The organism is Achromobacter sp. MUI-25009338 (assembly GCF_057359325.1).
Genome location: NZ_CM170627.1, coordinates 4,434,276 through 4,455,307, shown reverse-complemented (window position 1 = coordinate 4,455,307; position 21,032 = coordinate 4,434,276). Strand labels below are relative to the sequence as shown.

17 protein-coding genes are annotated in these 21,032 nt (G+C 66.4%); 9 read left to right on the top strand and 8 right to left on the bottom strand.

What is annotated here, in order from left to right:
• Position 1 precedes the first annotated feature (1 nt).
• The 5 genes from AC1IQ6_RS21060 to AC1IQ6_RS21040 form a co-directional block, all read right to left on the bottom strand.
• The gene (locus AC1IQ6_RS21060; protein WP_102774563.1) at positions 2 to 424 is read right to left on the bottom strand and encodes a CopD family protein; all 423 of its coding nucleotides are present in this window, start codon (positions 422 to 424) and stop codon (positions 2 to 4) included.
• Positions 425 to 524: 100 nt separating this feature from the next.
• Entirely contained in the window at positions 525 to 1,976 is a 1,452-nt protein-coding gene (locus AC1IQ6_RS21055) for a bifunctional 2-methylcitrate dehydratase/aconitate hydratase (protein WP_111826626.1), read from the bottom strand.
• 82 nt (positions 1,977 to 2,058) lie between these two features.
• Positions 2,059 to 3,252 carry a bifunctional 2-methylcitrate synthase/citrate synthase gene (prpC, locus tag AC1IQ6_RS21050; protein ID WP_102774483.1) on the bottom strand — a complete coding sequence of 398 codons (1,194 nt, stop codon included), beginning with the start codon at positions 3,250 to 3,252 and terminating at the stop codon, positions 2,059 to 2,061.
• 84 nt (positions 3,253 to 3,336) lie between these two features.
• Complete coding sequence (prpB, locus tag AC1IQ6_RS21045) at positions 3,337 to 4,227, bottom strand: methylisocitrate lyase (protein WP_102774484.1); 891 nt, start codon at positions 4,225 to 4,227, stop codon at positions 3,337 to 3,339.
• 199 nt (positions 4,228 to 4,426) lie between these two features.
• On the bottom strand, positions 4,427 to 5,416 hold the full coding sequence (locus AC1IQ6_RS21040; protein WP_049072248.1) for a malate dehydrogenase: 990 nt from the start codon (positions 5,414 to 5,416) through the stop codon (positions 4,427 to 4,429).
• Between the two features lie 368 nt (positions 5,417 to 5,784).
• Between AC1IQ6_RS21040 and AC1IQ6_RS21035 the strand changes: the two genes are divergently transcribed.
• The 8 genes from AC1IQ6_RS21035 to AC1IQ6_RS21000 all read left to right on the top strand — a co-directional run bounded on the left by AC1IQ6_RS21035 (position 5,785) and on the right by AC1IQ6_RS21000 (position 12,928).
• A complete protein-coding gene (locus tag AC1IQ6_RS21035; RefSeq protein ID WP_102774485.1) occupies positions 5,785 to 6,564 on the top strand; it encodes a GntR family transcriptional regulator in 780 nt (259 codons plus the stop codon).
• 144 nt (positions 6,565 to 6,708) lie between these two features.
• Positions 6,709 to 7,122 (top strand): succinate dehydrogenase, cytochrome b556 subunit, encoded by a 414-nt coding sequence (gene sdhC, locus AC1IQ6_RS21030; protein WP_102774486.1) that lies wholly within the window; start codon positions 6,709 to 6,711, stop codon positions 7,120 to 7,122.
• A complete protein-coding gene (gene sdhD, locus AC1IQ6_RS21025) occupies positions 7,122 to 7,505 on the top strand; it encodes a succinate dehydrogenase, hydrophobic membrane anchor protein (protein ID WP_102774487.1) in 384 nt (127 codons plus the stop codon). The genes sdhC and sdhD overlap by 1 nt, the downstream gene beginning before the upstream one ends.
• A gap of 3 nt (positions 7,506 to 7,508) precedes the next feature.
• On the top strand, positions 7,509 to 9,287 hold the full coding sequence (gene sdhA / locus AC1IQ6_RS21020) for a succinate dehydrogenase flavoprotein subunit (RefSeq protein WP_111826627.1): 1,779 nt from the start codon (positions 7,509 to 7,511) through the stop codon (positions 9,285 to 9,287).
• Positions 9,288 to 9,305: 18 nt separating this feature from the next.
• The gene (locus tag AC1IQ6_RS21015) at positions 9,306 to 10,022 is read left to right on the top strand and encodes a succinate dehydrogenase iron-sulfur subunit (protein ID WP_102774489.1); all 717 of its coding nucleotides are present in this window, start codon (positions 9,306 to 9,308) and stop codon (positions 10,020 to 10,022) included.
• A 102-nt stretch (positions 10,023 to 10,124) separates the two neighbouring features.
• Positions 10,125 to 10,385 carry a succinate dehydrogenase assembly factor 2 gene (locus AC1IQ6_RS21010; protein ID WP_102774564.1) on the top strand — a complete coding sequence of 87 codons (261 nt, stop codon included), beginning with the start codon at positions 10,125 to 10,127 and terminating at the stop codon, positions 10,383 to 10,385.
• A gap of 20 nt (positions 10,386 to 10,405) precedes the next feature.
• On the top strand, positions 10,406 to 11,716 hold the full coding sequence (locus tag AC1IQ6_RS21005; protein ID WP_102774490.1) for a citrate synthase: 1,311 nt from the start codon (positions 10,406 to 10,408) through the stop codon (positions 11,714 to 11,716).
• A gap of 102 nt (positions 11,717 to 11,818) precedes the next feature.
• On the top strand, positions 11,819 to 12,928 hold the full coding sequence (locus AC1IQ6_RS21000; protein WP_485865259.1) for a hypothetical protein: 1,110 nt from the start codon (positions 11,819 to 11,821) through the stop codon (positions 12,926 to 12,928).
• Between the two features lie 15 nt (positions 12,929 to 12,943).
• Here AC1IQ6_RS21000 and AC1IQ6_RS20995 read toward each other — a convergent pair whose 3' ends face one another.
• The 3 genes from AC1IQ6_RS20995 to mdeB form a co-directional block, all read right to left on the bottom strand.
• Complete coding sequence (locus AC1IQ6_RS20995) at positions 12,944 to 13,396, bottom strand: DUF2214 family protein (RefSeq protein WP_102774492.1); 453 nt, start codon at positions 13,394 to 13,396, stop codon at positions 12,944 to 12,946.
• 139 nt (positions 13,397 to 13,535) lie between these two features.
• Positions 13,536 to 15,833, bottom strand: coding sequence for an NADP-dependent malic enzyme (locus AC1IQ6_RS20990; RefSeq protein WP_102774493.1), 2,298 nt, complete (start codon positions 15,831 to 15,833; stop codon positions 13,536 to 13,538).
• Between the two features lie 185 nt (positions 15,834 to 16,018).
• Positions 16,019 to 18,706 (bottom strand): alpha-ketoglutarate dehydrogenase, encoded by a 2,688-nt coding sequence (mdeB, locus tag AC1IQ6_RS20985; RefSeq protein ID WP_485866593.1) that lies wholly within the window; start codon positions 18,704 to 18,706, stop codon positions 16,019 to 16,021.
• Between the two features lie 214 nt (positions 18,707 to 18,920).
• Between mdeB and AC1IQ6_RS20980 the strand changes: the two genes are divergently transcribed.
• Complete coding sequence (locus AC1IQ6_RS20980; protein WP_479730326.1) at positions 18,921 to 20,969, top strand: OPT family oligopeptide transporter; 2,049 nt, start codon at positions 18,921 to 18,923, stop codon at positions 20,967 to 20,969.
• Positions 20,970 to 21,032 lie beyond the last annotated feature (63 nt).

Genomic DNA, 21,032 nt, shown 5'->3' with positions numbered 1-21,032 from the left:
ATCAGAAGGGTTTGACGACGACCAGCGCCACCACCACCAAGAGCAGCAAGACGGGAACTTCGTTGAACCAGCGATAGAACTTGTGCGTACGGGTGTTTTCGCCCCGTTCGAATTTGCGCAGCATCGAGCCACAGGCGTGATGGTAGCCGATCACGAGCAGGACGAAAAAGAGCTTGGCGTGCATCCAGCCGTTGCCGGGCCCCATGCCGATGCCGTAGCCGATGTACAGCCACAGGCCGAGCAGCACGGCGACCACGGCGAGGATGCTGGTGAAGCGGTACAGGCGGCGCGCCATGCCCAGCAGCGTGGCCTGGACGGTGGGGTCCGATTGTTGCGCCAGGTTCACGTAGATGCGCGGCAGGTAGAACAAGCCGGCGAACCAGGAGGCGATGAAGACTATGTGAAAGGTCTTGACCCAAAGCATGGCCATGGCGCGATCCGTCCGAGGAAAGCCGCATTGTAAGCTGCGCGGCCACGGCAGGCCCGCGTTCGCGCGGGCCCGCGGCCAGCCTTCGGATCAAGGTTCAGATCACATACAGATCCACGTACTCGTGCACCGGCATGGCCTCCAGCGCGCCCTGGTCCAGCGAGGCCTGCAGGATGCGCGCCTGCTGGCGCGGCGGGAACATGCGCGCCAGGTTGGTGCGGAATTTTTCCTCCAGCAGCGGGATGCCTTCGGCGCGGCGGCGCTTGTGGCCGATGGGATATTCGCAGACCACTTCGTCCAGGCGGGCGCCGTCATTGAATTCCACCGTCAGCGCGTTGGCGATGGAGCGCTTGTCGGGATCGTGGTAGTCGCGGGTGTAGGCCGGGTCCTCGACGCAGACGATGCGGTCGCGCAGCGCGTCGATGCGCGGATCGCGGGCCACCGAGTCCTCGTAGTCGGCCGCGGTCAGGCGCCCGAACAGGATGGGCACGGCCACCATGTACTGGATGCAGTGGTCGCGGTCGGCCGGATTGGCGAGCGGGCCTTTCTTGTCGATGATGCGGATGCACGCCTCGTGCGTGCGGATCGTGATCTTCGCGATGTCCTCGGGACGCTTGCCCGCCGCGGCGAGCCGGCGATGGATGTCCATGGCGCATTCGACGGCGGTCTGCGCATGGAATTCGGCCGGGAACGAGATCTTGAACAGCACGTTTTCCATGACGTAGCTGCCGTAGGGGCGCTGGAAGCGCAGCGGCTGGCCCTTGAACAGCACGTCGTAGAAGCCCCAGGTGGGAGCCGTCAGCACCGAGGGATAGCCCATTTCGCCGGTGCGGGCGATCAGGGCCAGGCGCACCGCGCGGCTGGTGGCGTCGCCGGCGGCCCAGCTCTTGCGGCTGCCGGTGTTGGGCGCGTGCCGGTAGGTGCGCAGGCTTTGTCCGTCGACCCAGGCCAGCGAGACGGCGTTGATCACTTCGTCGCGGCTCAGGCCCAGCATCTGCGCCACCACGGCGGTGGAAGCGACCTTCACCAGCACCACGTGGTCCAGGCCGACCTTGTTGAAGGAATTCTCCAGCGCGATGCAGCCCTGGATTTCATGCGCCTTGATCATGCCGGTCAGCACGTCGCGCATGGACAGCGGCGGCTTGCCGGCGGCCACGGCGGTGCGCGAGAGCCAGTCGGCGGTGGCCAGGATGCCGCCCAGGTTGTCGGACGGGTGGCCCCATTCGGCGGCCAGCCAGGTGTCGTTGAAGTCCAGCCAGCGGATCATCGCGCCGATGTTGAACGCGGCCTGGACCGGGTCGAGCTGGAACTGGGTGCCGGGGACCTTGGCGCCGTGGGGAACGGCGGTGCCGGGCACGATCGGGCCCAGCAGCTTTCTGCACGCCGGATATTCCAGCGCTTCCAGGCCGCAGCCCAGGGTGTCGATGAGGCAGTTGCGGGCGGTCTCGTAGGCCAGGCCGCTGTTGATTTCGTAGTTCAGTACGTAGTCGGCGATGTCGACCAGGACCTGGTCGGGATCGGGACGCACGTTGGATATCGGGGCAGACATGTCGGAACCTCTCCTGAGTGAGTACAGGAGGCCCGGGGCCCGCGCGGCGCTGCCGGTTTCATGCGCGGGCCCATGGGTCGCCTTACTTGCGCTTTTCGATCGGCACGAACTTCTGATCTTCCGGACCCACGTAGTTGGCGGTGGGGCGGATGATCTTGTTGTCGATGCGCTGTTCGATGATGTGGGCCGACCAGCCCGCGGTGCGCGCGATGACGAACAGCGGGGTGAACATGGCGGTGGGCACGCCCATCATGTGGTAGCTGACGGCCGAGAACCAGTCCAGGTTGGGGAACATCTTCTTGATGTCCCACATCACGGTTTCCAGGCGCTCGGCGATGTCGAACATCTTGGTGCTGCCGGCCTTCTTGGACAGCTTCTTGGCCACGTCCTTGATGACCTTGTTGCGCGGGTCGGACACGGTGTAGACCGGGTGGCCGAAGCCGATCACGACTTCCTTGGCTTCGACGCGGCGGCGGATGTCGGCCTCGGCCTCGTCCGGGGTCTCGTAGCGCTTCTGCACTTCGAAGGCGACTTCGTTGGCGCCGCCGTGCTTGGGACCGCGCAGCGCGCCGATGGCGCCGGTGATGGCCGAGTACATGTCCGAGCCGGTGCCGGCGATGACGCGCGAGGTGAACGTGGACGCGTTGAACTCATGCTCGGCGTACAGGTTCAGCGAGATGTGCATGGCCTTGACCCAGTCCTCGCTGGGCTTCTCGCCGTGCAGCAGGTGCAGGAAGTGGCCGCCGATGCTGTCGTCGTCGGTCTGCACGTCGATGATGCGGCCGTTGTGGCTGTAGTGGTACCAGTACAGCAGCGCCGAGCCCAGGTTGGCCATCAGGCGGTCGGCGATGTCGCGCGCGCCGGGGATGTTGTGGTCGTCCTTCTCGGGCAGCACGCAGCCCAGCACCGACACGGCGGTGCGCATCACGTCCATGGGGTGGCTGGCGGCGGGCAGGGCTTCCAGCGCGGCTTGCAGCTGGGCGGGCAGGCCGCGCAGGCTGCGCAGCTTTTCCTTGTAGGCCTTCAGTTCGGCCTTGTTGGGCAGCTTGCCGTGCACGAGCAGGTGGGCGACTTCCTCGAACTCGCTGGCGTCGGCCAGGTCCAGGATGTCATAGCCACGGTAGTGCAGGTCGTTGCCGCTTCGGCCGACCGTACACAGCGCGGTGTTGCCGGCGACCACGCCGGACAGCGCCACCGACTTCTTGGGTTTGAAGCCGGCCTTTTCTTCCGGCTTGGCGTCGGTCTTCGCTTCCTGCTTCTTGGGAGCCATGCTCATGTCTCTACTCCTTTCCTTTCGCGGGGGTCGATGCAATGGGTGGGTTTGCATGGCGCCGGGCCGTGGCCGCGGCGCCGGTTATCGTCAGGCCTTGCCCTTCTGGAACAGCGCGTCCAGTTTCGATTCGAATTCGTGGTAGCCGATGCGGTCGTACAGTTCCTCGCGCGTCTGCATCAGGTCGACCACGTTCTTCTGGTGGCCGTCGCGGCGGATGGCGGTGTAGACGGCTTCGGCGGCCTTGTTCATGGCGCGGAAGGCCGACAGCGGGTAGAGCACCATGCCCACGCCCACGCTCTTGAGCTCTTCAACCGAGAACAGCGGGGTCTTGCCGAATTCGGTGATGTTGGCCAGCACCGGCACCTTGACGGCCTTGACGAAGCGGTCGTAGGTGGGCAGGTCGTAGGCGGCCTCGGCGAAGATGGCGTCGGCGCCGGCTTCCACGCAGGCCAGCGCGCGCTCGATCGCGGCGTCCACGCCGTGCGAGGCGATCGCGTCGGTGCGGGCGATGAGGTAGAAGTCGCTGTCGGTGCGGGCGTCGGCCGCGGCCTTGACGCGGTCGGCCATTTCCTCGGTCGAGACGATTTCCTTGCCCGGACGGTGGCCGCAGCGCTTGGCGCCGACCTGGTCCTCGATGTGGCAGGCGGCGGCGCCGAACTTGATCAGGCTCTTGACGGTGCGGGCGATGTTGAACGCCGACGGGCCGAAGCCGGTGTCGATGTCCACCAGCAGCGGCACGTCGCAGACGTCGGTGATGCGGCGCACGTCGGTCAGGACGTCGTCCATCGTGTTGATGCCCAGGTCGGGCAGGCCCAGCGAGCCGGCCGCCACGCCGCCGCCCGACAGGTAGATGGCGCGGTAGCCGGCGCGCTTGGCCAGCAGCGCGTGGTTGGCGTTGATGGCGCCGATGATCTGCAGCGGGCTTTCTTCGGCGAGCGCGCGGCGGAAGAGGGCGCCGGCGGATTCGGGTTTGGACATGGGTGGTCTCCGTATGGGTATGTATATGAGGCCCGGATGTTCTTGGAAGCCCCGGATGGCACGATGGGGAAGCGGGCTGCGGGCCCGGAACATAAAGCTGTCCCCTTCGCGCGGGCAAAGGGACAGGTTTATGCCGCGCATGCGCGGGCAGCTAGGAATTGGGCCCGAAAACGGGCCCAATCCTTTCATCCTGCGCTGCTTACTTCAGCAGGTCCTTGACGCCGTCGCGCTCTTCGAGGAGCTCTTTCAGCGTGAAGTCCAGGCGCTCGCGCGAGAAGGCGTCGATTTCCAGGCCTTCGACGCGCTTGTATTCGCCGTTTTCGGTCGTGACCGGCACGCCGTAGATGATGCCTTCGGGGATGCCGTAGGAGCCGTCCGACGGGATGCCCATCGTGACCCACTTGCCGTTGCTGCCCAGGACCCAGTCACGGACGTGGTCGATGGCGGCGTTGGCGGCCGAGGCGGCCGAGGACAGGCCGCGGGCTTCGATGATGGCGGCGCCGCGCTTGCCCACGGTGGGGATGAACGTGTCGCGGTTCCAGGCGTCGTCGTTGATCAGCTTGGCCAGCGATTCGCCGCCGACGGTGGCGAAGCGGTAGTCGGGGTACATGGTGGGCGAGTGGTTGCCCCACACGACCAGCTTCTCGATGTCGGCCACGGCCTTGCCGGACTTGGCGGCCAGTTGCGACAGAGCGCGGTTGTGGTCCAGGCGCAGCATGGCGGTGAAGTTCTTGGCGGGCAGGTCCGGCGCCGACTTCATGGCGATGTAGGCGTTGGTGTTGGCGGGGTTGCCCACGACCAGCACCTTGACATTGCGGCTGGCCACGTCGTTCAGGGCCTTGCCCTGCGCCGTGAAGATCTGGGCGTTGACCGACAGCAGGTCCTTGCGCTCCATGCCGGGGCCGCGCGGGCGGGCGCCGACCAGCAGGGCCACGTCGGCGTCCTTGAAGGCGGTGCGCGGGTCGCTGTGGGCGGTGACTTCCTGCAGCAGCGGGAAGGCGCAGTCATCCAGTTCCATGATGACGCCCTTCAGGGCCTTTTGCGCCTTCTCGTCGGGGATTTCCAGCAGTTGCAGGATGACGGGTTGATCTTTACCCAGCATTTCGCCCGAGGCGATGCGGAATAGCAGTGCGTAACCGATTTGGCCGGCGGCGCCGGTGACGGCGACACGCAAGGCAGGCTTGGACATGGACGTTCTCCGTAATGGTTTGGCGAGAAAAAAATCTCACCAATCAGTGTAATCGCTGGGCCGTTGAAACCGGCGCGCGCGCAGCGCGCGACCTGGCGCCCGGATAGCGCTGAATCCTAGATTGATTTTACGTATGCGTCAATTGCTCTTCTATCTTATATAAGACATAAGACGTTGGACAGCGCCAGCCGCGATATGCCACAATAGAGCGTTTATTCGAATGCGCCGCAGCCTCGACGGGCCACGCGCCTGTATCGAGCCGGCACGCTGCACCGACAGCGCGCGGCGGCAGCGCATTGCGGATGGGTTCGCGTCCCTTGCGCCGCCTTCCCATTCTCCGGATAAACATGACACAACCAAAAAGATCCATGGCAGAGTCCCGGCCCGAAACCTCCCTACGCAATCGCGCCGCCCGTCCGGCGGGCGAGGGGGCCGCTTTCAGTCCGCTGTACCGCCAGATCAAGGACCTGCTGGTCCAGAGCCTCGAACGCGGCGAATGGAAGCCGGGCGAGCTCATCCCCAGCGAGATCGACCTCGCCGCCCGTTTCCAGGTGAGCCAGGGCACGGTGCGCAAGGCGGTCGACGAACTGGCCGCCGAGCACATGCTGCTGCGCCGCCAGGGCAAGGGCACCTTCGTCGCCACCCACCACGAAGCGCGCGTGCGCTACCGCTTCCTGCGCCTGGCCCCCGACGACGAGACCGAGGCCGGCCGCGCCGAAAGCCGCATCCTCGAATGCCGCCGCCTGCGGGCGCCGGCCGAGATCGCGCGCGCCCTGGACCTGCGCGCCGGCGAAACCGTCGTGATGATCCGCCGCCTGTTGTCCCTGGGGCATGCGCCCACCGTGGTCGACGACATCTGGCTGCCGGGTTCCATTTTCCGCGGACTGACCCTGGAACTGCTGACCGCCAACAAGGCGCCGCTCTATGGTCTGTTCGAATCCGAATTCGGCGTGAGCATGGTGCGCGCGGACGAGAAGCTGCGCGCGGTCGTCGCGCCGGCCGAGGTCTGTGCGCTGCTTAATGTCCCCGCCGGGACGCCGTTGTTGCAGGTGGATCGGGTGTCCTACACCTACGGTGACCGCCCCATGGAAATACGTCGGGGCTTGTACTTGACCGATCGATACCATTACCGCAATAGTTTGAATTGATGAGCTTTTTGACTACGATTTGATACCAACCCTGTCTCTGGGCGAAAATACCGTGATTTCCCGCCAGGGTCCCCGCAAGGGGCTCGAAATGGGCACGGCGTTCTTGCCGTAACGATTCCCTAGTTCCGAAACACCGAGGCCGTCATGTCCGACACCGCTGCCAAGCCACGTCCGCAGTTTCGCAATATTGGCATTGCGCAACTCGCCAGCTATCGCCTGCCCCTGGCCGGCAAACTGTCCATCCTGCACCGCGTCAGCGGCGCGCTGCTGTTCCTCTGTCTTCCCTTGGTCATCCTGCCGCTGTTCGCGGCCAGCGTGGCCGCGCCGCAGACGTTCGCCGCCGTGGCCGTGTACGCCGGCAACCCGATAGTCAAGCTCGTGTTCCTGGTCCTCGTCTGGGGTTATCTGCACCACTTCTGCGCCGGTATCCGCTACCTGCTGCTGGACCTGCATCTCGGCATCGACAAGCTGTCGGCCAAGAAGAGCGCCGGCGTGGTTTTCGGGGTGAGCCTCGCGCTGACCCTCGTGTTCGCCCTCAAACTGTTCGGAGTGCTGTAATGGCCGACGTCAAAAACTACGGACCCAAGCGTCTGGTCGTGGGCGCCCATTACGGCGTCATGGATTTCATCATTCAGCGCGTCACCGCGGTCATCATGGCCGTGTACACGCTGGTGCTGCTCATCGGCATCCTGATGATGCCGGCCTTCACGTACGAACACTGGACCGCGCTGTTCAATTTCTACGTGGGCGTTCTTCCGGTCGGCCAGATCCTGGCCACCCTGGCATTCGTTGCGCTGGCCTGGCACGCCTGGATTGGCGTGCGCGACATCTGGATGGACTACGTCAAGTCGGCGGGCCTGCGCCTGCTGCTGCAAGTGCTGACGATCCTCTGGCTGGTCGGTTCGGTCGTTTACTTTGCGCAAATCCTCTGGAGCATTTAAGCCGTGGTCTCTGTCCTGAAATCCCTGCCGCGCCGCCAGTTTGATGTGGTGGTCGTCGGTGCCGGTGGAGCCGGCATGCGTTGTTCGCTGCAACTGTCCCAAGCGGGCCTGTCCGTTGCGGTGCTGTCCAAAGTGTTCCCCACGCGTTCGCACACGGTTGCCGCCCAGGGCGGCGTGAGCGCCTCGCTGGGCAACATGAGCGAAGACAACTGGTACTGGCACATGTACGACACCGTCAAGGGGTCGGACTGGCTGGGCGACCAGGATGCCATCGAATTCATGTGCCGCGAAGCCCCGAACGCCGTGTACGAGCTCGAGCACTTCGGCATGCCCTTCGACCGCAACCCCGACGGCACGATCTACCAGCGCCCGTTCGGCGGCCACACCGCCAACTTCGGCGAGAAGCCGGTCCAGCGCGCCTGTGCCGCGGCCGACCGCACCGGCCACGCGCTGCTGCACACCCTCTACCAGCGCAACGTCGCCGCGCGCACCCAGTTCTTCGTCGAATGGATGGCGCTGGACCTGCTGCGCAACGAGGCCGGCGACGTCGTGGGCGTGACCGCCCTCGAAATGGAAACGGGCGAAATCTACATCCTGGAAGCCAAGACCACGGTGCTGGCCACCGGCGGCGCCGGCCGCATCTGGGCCGCTTCCACCAACGCCTTCATCAATACCGGTGACGGCCTGGGCATGGCCGCCCGCGCGGGCATCCCGCTGCAGGACATGGAATTCTGGCAATTCCACCCGACCGGCGTGGCCGGCGCCGGCGTGCTGATCACCGAAGGCGTGCGCGGCGAAGGCGGCATCCTGCTGAACAAGGATGGCGAGCGCTTCATGGAGCGCTATGCGCCCACGCTGAAGGACCTGGCCCCGCGCGACTTCGTCTCGCGCTCGATGGACCAGGAAATCAAGGAAGGCCGCGGCTGCGGTCCGGACGGCAGCTACGTGGTCCTGAAGCTCGACCACCTGGGCGCCGACGTGATCAACAAGCGCCTGCCCTCGATCCGCGAAATCGCCATCAAGTTCGGCAACGTCGACCCGATCAAGGAACCGATCCCCGTCGTCCCGACCATCCACTACCAGATGGGCGGCATCCCGGCCAACTACCACGGCCAGGTGCTGACGCGCGAAAACGGCGAGAACAAGATCGTCAACGGCCTGTACGCCATCGGCGAATGCGCCGCGGTGTCGGTGCACGGCGCCAACCGCCTGGGCACCAACTCGCTGCTCGACCTGATCGTGTTCGGCCGCGCCACCGGCAACCACATCGTGAATTCGCACCCCGAGCGCCAGCACTCGCACCAGCCGGTGCCGCAGCAGGCCGTCGAGTTCTCGCTGGACCGCATCAACCGCCTCGAATCGCGCACCTCGGGCGAGAAGCCCCAGGACATCGGCAACGCCATCCGCTTCTCGATGCAGCGCCACTGCGGCGTGTTCCGCACGCTGGACCTGCTCAACGAAGGCGTCGAGCAGATCGAAGACCTGGCCAAGCAGGCCCAGGACATCTACTTCAAGGACAAGTCCAAGGTGTTCAACACCGCGCGCGTCGAAGCGCTGGAAATCGCCAACATGACCGAAGTGGCCCGCGCCACGATCAAGTCGGCGGCCAACCGCACCGAAAGCCGCGGCGCCCACGCGCTGGATGACCACCCGAACCGCGACGACGAGAACTGGCTCAAACACACGCTGTGGTACTCCGAAGGCAGCCGCCTGGAGTACAAGCCCGTGCAGATGAAGCCGCTGACGGTCGAGTCCTTCCCGCCCAAGGCACGTACCTTCTAAGTCCGGATAGAGCCTATTATGAGCACCAAGAGAATCGTCAAGTTCGAAATCTACCGCTACGATCCGGACAAGGACGAGCGCCCTTACATGCAGAAGCTGGAAGTCGAACTCCAGCCCACCGACAAGATGCTGCTCGATGCGCTGGTGCGCATCAAGAACGACGTGGATGACAGCCTGGCCCTGCGCCGCTCGTGCCGTGAAGGCGTGTGCGGTTCGGACGCCATGAACATCAACGGCAAGAACGGCCTGGCCTGCATCACCAACCTGCGCGAACTGAAGGAACCCATCGTCCTGCGTCCGCTGCCGGGCCTGCCCGTGATCCGCGACCTGATCGTGGACATGACGCACTTCTTCAACCAGTACCACTCGATCCGCCCGTACCTCATCAACGACACGCCGCCGCCCGAAAAAGAGCGCCTGCAGTCGCCCGAGGCCCGCGAAGAGCTCGACGGCCTGTACGAGTGCATCCTGTGCGCGTGCTGTTCCACTTCCTGCCCGTCGTTCTGGTGGAATCCGGACAAGTTCGTCGGCCCGGCCGGCCTGCTGCAAGCCTACCGCTTCATCGCCGACAGCCGCGACGAAGCCACCGGCTCGCGCCTGGACAACCTGGACGATCCGTACCGCCTGTTCCGCTGCCACACCATCATGAACTGTGTCGACGTCTGCCCCAAGGGCCTGAACCCGACCAAGGCGATCGGCAAGATCAAGGAACTGCTGGTCCGTCGCACGGTCTAGTGTTTACGGTCTGTATGTAATGCCGGGCCATGTCCCCTGTAAAACGGGGACGGCCAGCCTGCCTGGCGGGCCCGGCGCAGGACTTTTTATTAAGGTGTAATGATGAGCAGGCTTACTGAACTACAGCGGGCGCGTCTGCGTTGGCGGGCACGCCGTGGTCTGCTCGAAAACGACTTGATCATCACCCGGTATCTCGATGCCCACGAGGCCGAGCTGACCGATGATGACGTAGCCGCATTGACGCAGTTGTTCGAGCTGGGAGACAACGATCTGCTCGACCTGCTGCTGGCCCGCAAAGAGCTGGAAGGCGAGCTGGACACGCCCAGGCTGCGGAGCATTATTGGCCAGATGCGCGCGCTCTGATTAATTGAGAGGAAAAAAGCATGAACCTGTCTGACAAAAAAGCCACGCTATCCTTTTCGGATGGCAGCGCCCCCATCGAGTTCCCTGTGTACAAGGGCACGGTCGGTCCGGATGTGATCGACATCCGCAAGCTTTACGGCCAGACGGGCATGTTCACGTTTGACCCGGGCTTCATGTCCACCGCCGCCTGCGAATCGGGCATCACGTACATCGACGGCGACAAGGGCGAACTGCTGTACCGCGGCTACCCCATCGAACAGCTGGCCGTGAACTGCGACTTCATGGACATCTGCTACCTGATCCTGAACGGCGAACTGCCCAACAAGGACCAGAAGGCCGATTTCGACTCGCAGGTGACCCATCACACGATGGTCAACGAGCAGCTGCATTTCTTCCTGCGCGGCTTCCGCCGCGACGCGCATCCGATGGCCGTCCTGACGGGCCTGGTCGGCGCGCTGTCGGCGTTCTACCACGACTCCACCGACATCACGAACCCGCAGCACCGCCACATCTCGGCCATCCGCCTGATCGCCAAGATGCCGACGCTGGTCGCGATGGCCTACAAGTACTCGCAAGGCCAGCCCTTCATCTACCCGCAGAACGACCTGTCCTACACGGGCAACTTCCTGCGCATGATGTTCGCCACCCCGTGCGAAGAGTACAAGGTCAATGAAGTGGTCGAGCGCGCGCTGGACCGCATCTTCATCCTGCACGCCGACCACGAACAGAACGCCTCCACCTCGACCGTGCGCCTGTGCGGTTCGTCGGGGACCAACCCCTTCGCCGCCATCTCGGCCGGCGTGGCCTGCCTGTGGGGTCCGGCCCACGGCGGCGCCAACGAAGCCTGCCTGCAGATGCTGGAAGACCTGCAAGCCAACGGCGGCATCGCCAAGGTCGGCGAGTTCATGGAGAAGGTCAAGGACAAGAACTCGGGCGTGCGCCTGATGGGCTTTGGCCACCGCGTCTACAAGAACTACGACCCGCGCGCCAAGCTGATGCAGGAAACCTGCAAGGAAGTGCTCTCGGCCCTGGGCCTGGAAAACGACCCGCTGTTCAAGCTGGCCATGGAACTGGAACGCATCGCCCTGGAAGATCCGTACTTCGTGCAGCGCAAGCTGTACCCGAACGTCGACTTCTACTCGGGCATCGTGCAGCGCGCCATCGGCATCCCGACCTCGCTGTTCACGGCCATCTTCGCGCTGGCCCGCACGGTGGGCTGGATCGCCCAGTGGAACGAAATGCTGTCCGATCCCGACTACAAGATCGGCCGTCCGCGCCAGCTGTTCACCGGTTCGGTCACGCGCGACGTGCCCCCGATGGACAAGCGTTGATACGCTTTCCGGCTTGAACGATAAACCGCCTTCGGGCGGTTTTTTGTTGCCGGGCCGGCCCGCGCGGCGGGCAGGCGCCCGTAGGCGAATATCATCCTGCCCATGATTCCGATCGCACTGCCTTCCGCCGGCTTCTATATCTTTGTTTCCCTCGGTTTTCTTGCCGGCCTCGTGCTGCTCGGCTGGGCGCTGGTCCTGGTCGCCAGCGCGGGCGCGCGCCGCACGGTGCGCAGGTACTGGAAGACCTCTACCCTGATATTCGCGGTGCTGGCCGTACCTTTCGCTTTCTATGCCTGGGTCCAGATGGCGATCTGGCAGGTGGAGAAGGAAAGCGCGCGCGCCCAGGCCGCGCGCAAGGTGACCTTGCAGCAGGAGACCACGGTGGGCGGCGTCGCCATGCCGGCCGGCACGCGCCTGGAGCTGCAGGACGAAGCGCAGCTGGAAACCTATCTCGAAGCGCAGTTCCCGCGGCCGGTGGCCATGTATGGCGTTCAGGCCACGAGCGCGCGCCGCTACCTGGATTCCGACTACGACCGCGAGACCTACGCCTTGCTGGGCCGCCATCCGCGCAACGTCATCCTGCGCGGCGAGGGCAGCCAGACGGTGCTGGGCTGGCGATGCGACGCCACCCAGGATATCGAGTTCGACGTGGCGCCCGACGGCGCCATGAAGGCGCTGGATAAGTGCGTGCTGGGTCCGGGCAACCGGGCCGGGGACCTGGCGCTTGCGCCGGGTTCGGTGGTCTATGGCTCGGACGGTTCGGTCTACACCGATGGCTCGCGCGATCCCGACCGCTGGCGCATCGAGGTCAAGAATCCGGTGGCGCTGCGCATTTACGGACTGCCCCTGAGCGAGCCCACGCTATACCTGGACGAAGCGCGGCGCCTGCTGCGGGTCGACGACGCGGAACTGGCCTGCGCGGCGCGCCTGGGCGGGATGAGCTATGCCGCCGGCACCCGGGTCAAGACGACGCGGCGCGGCCGCGGCGACCGGCGCGAGCCGTTTCCGGGCGTGCTGGTGTTGAGCCCCTGGAACGGCCAGGCCGCGCAGCGCGATGGCGCGGCCGACGTACCCGAGGGCATGTCGGTGATGCAGACGCTGGCCGGCGAGGTCGTGGAGGTGGTGAAGAACGACGCGGTGGGCGTTTTCCATTTCGCCACCATCACCGTGGGCGACCAGGAGCCGCAGCAGAGCAGGGCGTCCTGCCCCTGAGCGGCGGCGCGCGTCCTACGCGCCGATGCCGCGCGCCATCAGCACGGCGAACAGCGGCAGGAAGATGAACAGGTGCGATTCGATCATGACCCAGCGGCGGGCGCGCTTGATGTCGGCCGCCGCCGGCAGGAATTCCGGCTGCTGGCGCGACTGCCTGGCCCAGCGCAGGAAGGTCATGGTGGGCGGGATCGAACACAGCGCGATGATGACGAACAGCGTGATCTTGGCGTGGAACCAGGGATTGGCCATGTAAAAGGCGGCGCCCTTGATGCCCAGCGTCAGGCGCAGCACGCCGGTGATGAGCACGACCACGGCGCTGGCCAGATAGAGGCGGTCGTAGATGACCAGGCGCTTGAGGCCATTGACGGTGAGCTCGGGACGCAGCAGCACCGCTTCGGCCGTCAGGACCACCACGAGCAGGAAAATCGCCAGGTAGTGAAACCAGGCATACAGGGCATCGGCCAGCATGTTGACTCCATAAGCAAGGGCAACACCGGTTTTACCATCAGCACAGGCAGGCGGGCCAGCGCGATGGCCTGGCCGCCTGCAAAGAAAAAGGGCGCCGCCGCGAACGGCGGGCGCCCCTTGCCTTAGCGGCCGTCGGGAATCAACGGCGCTTCTTGGCGGCCTCGGCGGCTTCCTGCTGCGCGTCCACCACGGCCAGCGCCGTCATGTTGACGATGCGGCGCACGGTGGCGCTGGTGGTCAGGATGTGCACCGGGCGCGCCGCGCCCAGCAGGATCGGACCCATGGCGATGCCGTTGCTGCCGGTCATCTTCAGCATGTTGTACGTGATGTTGCCGGTGTCCAGGTTGGGCATGACCAGCAGGTTGGCGCGGCCCTTCAACGTGCTGTCCGGGTAGGCCAGCATGCGGATCTTCTCCGACAGGGCGGCGTCGGCGTGCATTTCGCCGTCGACTTCCAGGTCGGGGGCGCGGTCGCGCACCAGCTGGTTGGCCTGCGCCATCTTGCGCGAGGAGTCGGTCGCGCGGCTGCCGAAGTTGGAGTGCGACAGCAGCGCGATCTTGGGCACCACGCCGAAGCGCACCATCTCGTCGGCGGCCTGGATCGTGATGTTCGCCACTTCTTCGGCCGTCGGGTTTTCGTTGACGTGCGTGTCGGTGACGAACAGCGTCTGGTCGGGCAGCATCAGCACGTTCAGGGCGGCGTAGGTCTGGCCTTCCTTCCGGCCGATGATCTCGTCCACGTACTTGAGCTGGTTGTCGTACTTGCTGGCCACGCCGCACAGCAGCGCGTCGGCGTCGCCGCGGCGCAGCAGCATCGCGCCGATCAGCGTGTTGTGCTTGCGGATCATCGCCTTGGCGATGGCCGGGGTCACGCCTTCGCGGCCCTTGAGCTGGTAGTACGCGTTCCAGGTTTCGTTGAAGCGGCTGTCGTCTTCGGGATCGACGATCTCGAAGTCCTTGCCGGCGAGCAGGCGCAGGCCGAACTTCTTGATGCGCATCTCGATGACGGAGGGGCGGCCGACCAGGATCGGGAAGGCCAGCTTCTCGTCGCTGACGGTCTGCACCGCGCGCAGCACGCGCTCGTCTTCGCCGTCGGCGTAGATGACGCGCTTGGGCGCCTTCTTGGCCTGGGCGAACAGCGGACGCATCAGCTGGCCGGAGTGGTAGACGAAGCCCATCAGCTTCTGGCGGTAGGCCTCGATGTCCTCGATGGGACGGGCGGCCACGCCCGAGTCGGCGGCGGCCTGGGCCACGGCCGGCGCGATCTGGACGATCAGGCGCGGGTCGAAGGGCTTGGGAATGATGTAGTCGGGGCCGAACGACAGCTCCTGGCCGGCGTAGGCGCGGGCCACTTCGTCGTTCTGCTCGGCCTGGGCCAGTTCGGCGATGGCCTTGACGCAGGCCAGCTTCATTTCTTCCGTGATGCGCGAGGCGCCGGCGTCCATGGCGCCGCGGAAGATGAAGGGGAAGCACAGCACGTTGTTGACCTGGTTCGGGTAGTCCGAACGGCCGGTGGCGATGATGCAGTCGGGGCGCGCGGCCTTGGCGACTTCCGGACGGATTTCCGGTTCCGGGTTGGCCAGCGCCAGGATCAGCGGGCTGGCGGCCATGGTCTTGACCATGTCGGCGGTCAGCACGCCGGCGGTCGAGCAGCCCAGGAACACGTCGGCGCCGTTGACCACGTCGGCCAGCGTGCGCGCGTCGGTCTTCTGCGCGTAGCGCTTCTTGTTGGCCTCCATGTTCTCGTCGCGGCCTTCCCAGATCACGCCGCGGGAGTCCACCACGTAGATGTTCTCGCGCTTGACGCCCAGGTTGACCAGCAGGTCCAGGCAGGCGATGGCGGCGGCGCCGGCGCCCGAGCAGGCGAGCTTGACCGAGCCGAGATCCTTGCCCACGACCTTCAGGCCGTTGAGGATGGCGGCCGACGAGATGATGGCGGTGCCGTGCTGGTCGTCGTGGAAGACGGGGATCTTCATGCGCTCGCGCAGCTTCTTCTCGATGTAGAAGCACTCGGGCGCCTTGATGTCCTCGAGGTTGACGCCGCCCAGCGTGGGTTCGAGCGCCGCGATGATGTCGACCAGCTTGTCGGGGTCGTTTTCGGCCAGTTCGATGTCGAACACGTCGATGCCGGCGAACTTCTTGAACAGGCAGCCCTTGCCTTCCATGACCGGCTTGGCGGCCAGCGGGCCGATATTGCCCAGGCCCAGCACGGCCGTGCCGTTGGTGATCACGCCCACCAGGTTGCCGCGCGAGGTGTACTTGGACGCGGCGTCGTCGCCCTGGTCGAAGATGGCCATGCACGCGGCCGCCACGCCGGGGGAATAGGCCAGGGACAGGTCGTCCTGGTTGGCCAGCGTCTTGGTCGGGGTGACCGAGATTTTGCCGGGGGTGGGGTAGGCGTGGTAGTCCAGCGCCAGTTTGGTGAGAGTTTCGTCCATGGGTACAAGCCTTAGAGGCGTAAAACGGAAGAGAAAACGGACTGCAAAAAGCGGGCTCGCGGCCCGCCGTATTGGTTTGGCAATGCTTGGGAACACCCGTATTTCAACAGAAAGCGGGGCGACTTGGTTGTTGCGGTGCAGCGAACGTTGACGGCGAGGCGCCTCGTCCGCCCGTCTTGCGGCCGTTACAGCTCCCAGGGCGGGGTCTGGCGGCCCGCCGCGTTCAGCCGGGCGCGCACGGCCTGGGCGTCGTCCTGCCGGCCCAGGCTGTCGAGGGCGTAGAGCACGATCCAGTCGGCGCTGACTTCGAAGAAATCGCGCAGCTGGGCGCGGGTGTCGCTGCGGCCGAAGCCGTCGGTGCCCAGCGTGCGATAGGGCGCGGGCACCCAGGCGCGGATCTGTTCGGGCACGGCGCGCACGTAGTCGGTGGCAGCGACGACCGGCGCGTCGCTGCCACCCAGGCAGGCTTGCACCCAGTCGGCGGCCGCGCCGGATTCCAGGCCCAGCACGCGGGCGCGCTCGGCCTGGCGGCCGGCGCGGGCCAGTTCGGAAAAGCTGGTCACGCTCCAGACTTCGGCGTCCACGCCGTGGTCGGCCAGCAGCCGCTCGGCGGCCATTTCGGCCTCGCGCAGCATGGGGCCGGCGCCCAGCAGGCGCACCTGGGCCTGGCCGCGGGCCGGACGCAGGCGGTACATGCCGCGCAGAATGCCCTCGCGCGCCTGCGGGTCCGAGGGCATGTCGGGCTGCGCCAGGTTCTCGTTGGTGACGGTCAGGTAGTAGAACTCGTCGTGCTGCTCGTCGAGCATGCGGCGCATGCCGTGCTCGACGATCACGGCGACCTCGTAGGCATAGGCCGGATCGTAGGCGCGGCAGTTGGGCACCGCCGCCGCCATGATGTGGCTGGAGCCGTCCTGGTGCTGCAGGCCTTCGCCGCCCAGCGTGGTGCGCCCCGACGTGGCGCCGACCAGGAAGCCGCGCGTGCGCTGGTCGGCGGCCGCCCAGATCAGGTCGCCGATGCGCTGGAAGCCGAACATCGAGTAGTAGATATAGAACGGCAGCATCGGCAGGCCGTTGACCGAGTAGCTGGTGCCGGCGGCGGTCCAGGAGGAAATCGCGCCGGCCTCGGTAATGCCTTCTTCCAGGATCTGGCCGTCGCGGGCCTCGCGGTAGTACAGCACCGAGCCGATGTCCTCGGGCTCGTACAGCTGGCCCTGCGCCGAATAGATGCCGATCTGCCGGAACAGGTTGGCCATGCCGAAGGTGCGGGCCTCGTCGGCGACGATGGGCACGATGCGCGGGCCCACGGTGGCGTCCTTGAGCAGCGCGGTCAGCATGCGCACGATGGCCATGGTGGAAGACATTTCCTTGCCGTCGGCGGCCAGCGCGAAGCGCGCCCATTGCTCGGCGGCCGGCGGCGCGAGGCGCGGCGCCTGCGTGCCGCGCCGCGGCAGGTGCCCGCCCAGCGCCTCGCGGCGCGCCTGCAGGTGGCGCAGTTCGGCGCTGTCCTCGGCGGGGCGGTAGAACTTCAGCGCCAGGCAGTCGGCGTCGGAGATCGGCAGCGCGAAGCGGTCGCGGAAGGCCAGCAGGGCCTCGTCGTCCAGCTTCTTCTGCTGGTGGGTGGTCATCTTGCCCTGGCCGGCCGCGCCCATGCCGAAGCCCTTCTTGGTCTGCGCCAGGATGACGGTGGGCTGGCCGCGGTGGTTCGCCGCGCGGTGATAGGCGGCGTAGATCTTCACCATGTCGTGGCCGCCGCGGTGCAGGCGGTCGATGGCTTCGTCGGTCCAGTCGGCCACCAGCGCGGCCAGCTCGGGATTCTGGTTGAAGAAATGGGCGCGGTTGAAGGCGCCGTCGTTGGCGGCGAAGGTCTGGAACTGACCGTCCACGGTATTGGAGAACGCGCGCGCCAGCGCGCCGCCGGTGTCGCGGCGCAGCAGCGCGTCCCAGTCGCTGCCCCAGACCAGCTTGATGACGTTCCAGCCGGCGCCGGCGTACAGCGTTTCCAGCTCGTCGATGATGCGGCCGTTGCCGCGCACCGGGCCGTCGAGGCGCTGCAGGTTGCAATTGACCACGAACACCAGGTTGTCGAGCTTTTCGCGCGCGGCCAGCGTCAGCGCGGCGATGGATTCGGGCTCGTCCATTTCGCCGTCGCCGAAAATGCCCCAGACCTTGCGGTCGCCGCCGGGCATCAGCGAGCGGTGTTCGAGATAGCGCATGAAGCGCGCCTGGTAGATCGCGTTGATCGGGCCGATCCCCATCGAGCCGGTGGGAAACTGCCAGAAATCGGGCATCAGCCACGGGTGCGGGTAGGAAGACAGGCCGCGCAGGCCGCGTCCGGTGGCGGTGATTTCCTGGCGGAAATGCGCCAGGTCGTCCTCGCTCAGAAAACCTTCCAGGTAGGCGCGGGCGTACACGCCGGGCGCCGAGTGCGGCTGCATGTAGACCAGGTCGCCCGGTCCCTGCGGCGTGCGCGCGCGGAAGAAATGATTGAAGCCCACCTCGAACAGGTCGGCGGCCGAGGCGTAGCTGGCGATGTGCCCGCCCAGCTCGCCGTGCGCCTGGTTGGCGCGCACCACCATCGCCAGCGCGTTCCAGCGGTTGATGCGGGCGATGCGCTCTTCGACGGCCAGATTGCCCGGAAACGCCGGTTCCTGGTCGGCGGGGATGGTGTTCAGGTAGGCCGTGCGCGTCTGGCGCCGGGCGCGCAGGCCCAGCGTGGCGGCATGGCCCAGCAGATTGTCCAGCACGTAGGCCGCGCGCACGGGGCCTTCGGCCTGCGCCAGCGACTGCAGGGCGTCGCGCCATTCGGCGGTTTCGTCGGGGTCGATATCGTGGTCCGGGTCCTGCCCCGAACGCAGGGAACTGGCGTCGCGCATGGTGGTGTTGTCTCCTGGTTTAATGTTCATGCTAGACCCCAACCCCTGGCATGGGTGATTGAAATTCCGACGCAATTCCCGCGGTTTCAGCATAATCTTTTGCAGGGTGGGCTGCCTGCAGCAGCTTATGCCGCCGATTCGCCCGATCGCCACCTTCCCGGACCGATGCCTGCGAGGCGCTAGAATTCGCGGCTAGAAATTAAGGAAGATTTCCATGACCCAACCCAACAGCGTCCCCGCAGAGGTCACGCTGCCGGAGCTGACGTTCCGCGGCATCCTGCTGGGCGCCCTGATCACCATCATTTTTACCGCCTCCAACGTGTTTCTGGGGCTGAAGGTGGGCCTGACGTTCTCGTCGGCCATCCCGGCGGCGGTGATTTCGATGTCCGTGCTGCGCCTGTTCAAGGACGCCAATATCCTCGAGAACAACATGGTGCAGACCCAGGCCTCGGCGGCCGGCACCCTGTCCTCGATCATCTTCATCCTGCCGGCGCTCGTCATGATGGGCCACTGGCAGGGCTTTCCGTTCTGGCAGACGCTGGGCATCTGCGCCGCCGGCGGGATGCTGGGCGTCATGTTCACGATTCCGCTGCGCCACGTGATGGTGGTGCAGAGCGACCTGCCGTACCCCGAAGGCGTGGCGGCGGCCGAGATCCTGCGCGTGGGCAGCGCCGAGCGCAGCCAGGACGAGGCGGCCGACGCCGGGCAGGCGCCGGCCAGGACCGCCACCGGCATGGGCGACATCGTGGCCGGCGGCCTGGCCGCCGCCGCCGTCAGCTTCGCGGCCAGCGGCCTGCGGGTGCTGGGCGACAGCGTCAGCGGCTGGTTCTCGCTGGGCGGGGCGGTGTTCCGCCTGCCCATGGGCTTTTCGCTGGCGCTGCTGGGCGCCGGCTACCTCATCGGCATCGTCGCCGGCCTGGCCATGCTGACCGGGCTGGTCATTTCGTGGGGCATCGCGGTGCCGATCCTGAGCGCGATGGGCGACATGCCCGCCGGCCAGACGATCGCGCAATACGCCAACGGCCTGTGGGCCACGCAGGTGCGCTTCATCGGCGCCGGCGTGATCGGCGTGGGCGCCATCTGGACGCTGGCCACGCTGTTCATGCCGATGGCGCGCGGCGTGAAAGCCTCGTTCGCGGCCCTGACCAAGGCCGGCGCGGCCCGCGCCGGCCGCGCCCCGCGCACCGAGCGCGACCTGTCGGCGGGCTGGATCTCGGTGGTGACGCTGGCGCTGGTGGTGGTGCTGGTCGTGACCTTCCAGGTGTTCCTGTCGGGCGCGCCGCTGTCGGCCGGCGCGATCTGGAAGCTGGTGGCCTACGCCGTGCTGTTCGCCTTCGTGTTCGGCTTCCTGGTGGCGGCCGCCTGCGGCTACATGGCCGGCCTGGTGGGGTCGTCGACCAGCCCGATCTCGGGCGTGGGCATCGTGGCCATCGTGCTGGTGTCGCTGCTGATGCTGACCTTGGGCGGCGAGCTGCTGGGCGCCGAGAACGGCGTGCAGATGGCGATCGCGCTGTCGATCTTCAGCACCTCGGCGGTGGTGGCCGTGGCCTCGATCTCCAACGACAACCTGCAGGACCTGAAGACCGGCTGGCTGGTGGGCGCGACCCCGTGGCGCCAGCAGGTGGCCCTGCTGATCGGCTGCGTGGCCGGCGCGGCGGTGATTTCGCCGGTGCTGGAGCTGCTGTACAACGCCTACGGTTTCGCCGATTCCATGCCGCGCGAAGGCATGGACCCGGCGCAGGCCCTGTCGGCGCCCCAGGCCACGCTGATGCTGGCCATCGCCCGCGGCATCTTCACGCACCAGCTCAATTGGACCATGATCGTCATCGGCATGCTGGTCGGCCTGGGCCTGATCCTGGTGGACCAGGTGCTCAAGCGCACCTGCCGCGTGGCCCGCATGCCGGTGCTGGCGGTCGGCATCGGCATCTACCTGCCGCCGACCGTGGCCGCGCCCATCGTGGCCGGCGCGGTCCTCGCCTGGCTGCTCGAGCGCGCGCTGCGCCGCCGCGCCGCCGCGGCCGGCCAGCCCTACGAGCAGTTCGCCGACGCGGCCAACCGCCGTGGCGTGCTGATCGCCTCCGGCCTGATCGTGGGCGAAAGCCTGGTCGGCGTGCTGATGGCCGCCGTCATCGGCGCGGCCGGCACCGAGGCCCCGCTGGCGATTGCCGGCGCGGGTTTCGAGCACATCGCGTCCTACCTGGGACTGGCGGTGTTCGTGCTAGTGGCGGTGTTGTTCTGGCGCAGGGTGTTGAGGTTGGCGTAGGCGCCGACCGATGGGTTCCGCGCGGTCGGCGGTGGCGTTTTTGCCGAGGGTTTGCCGCGCTGC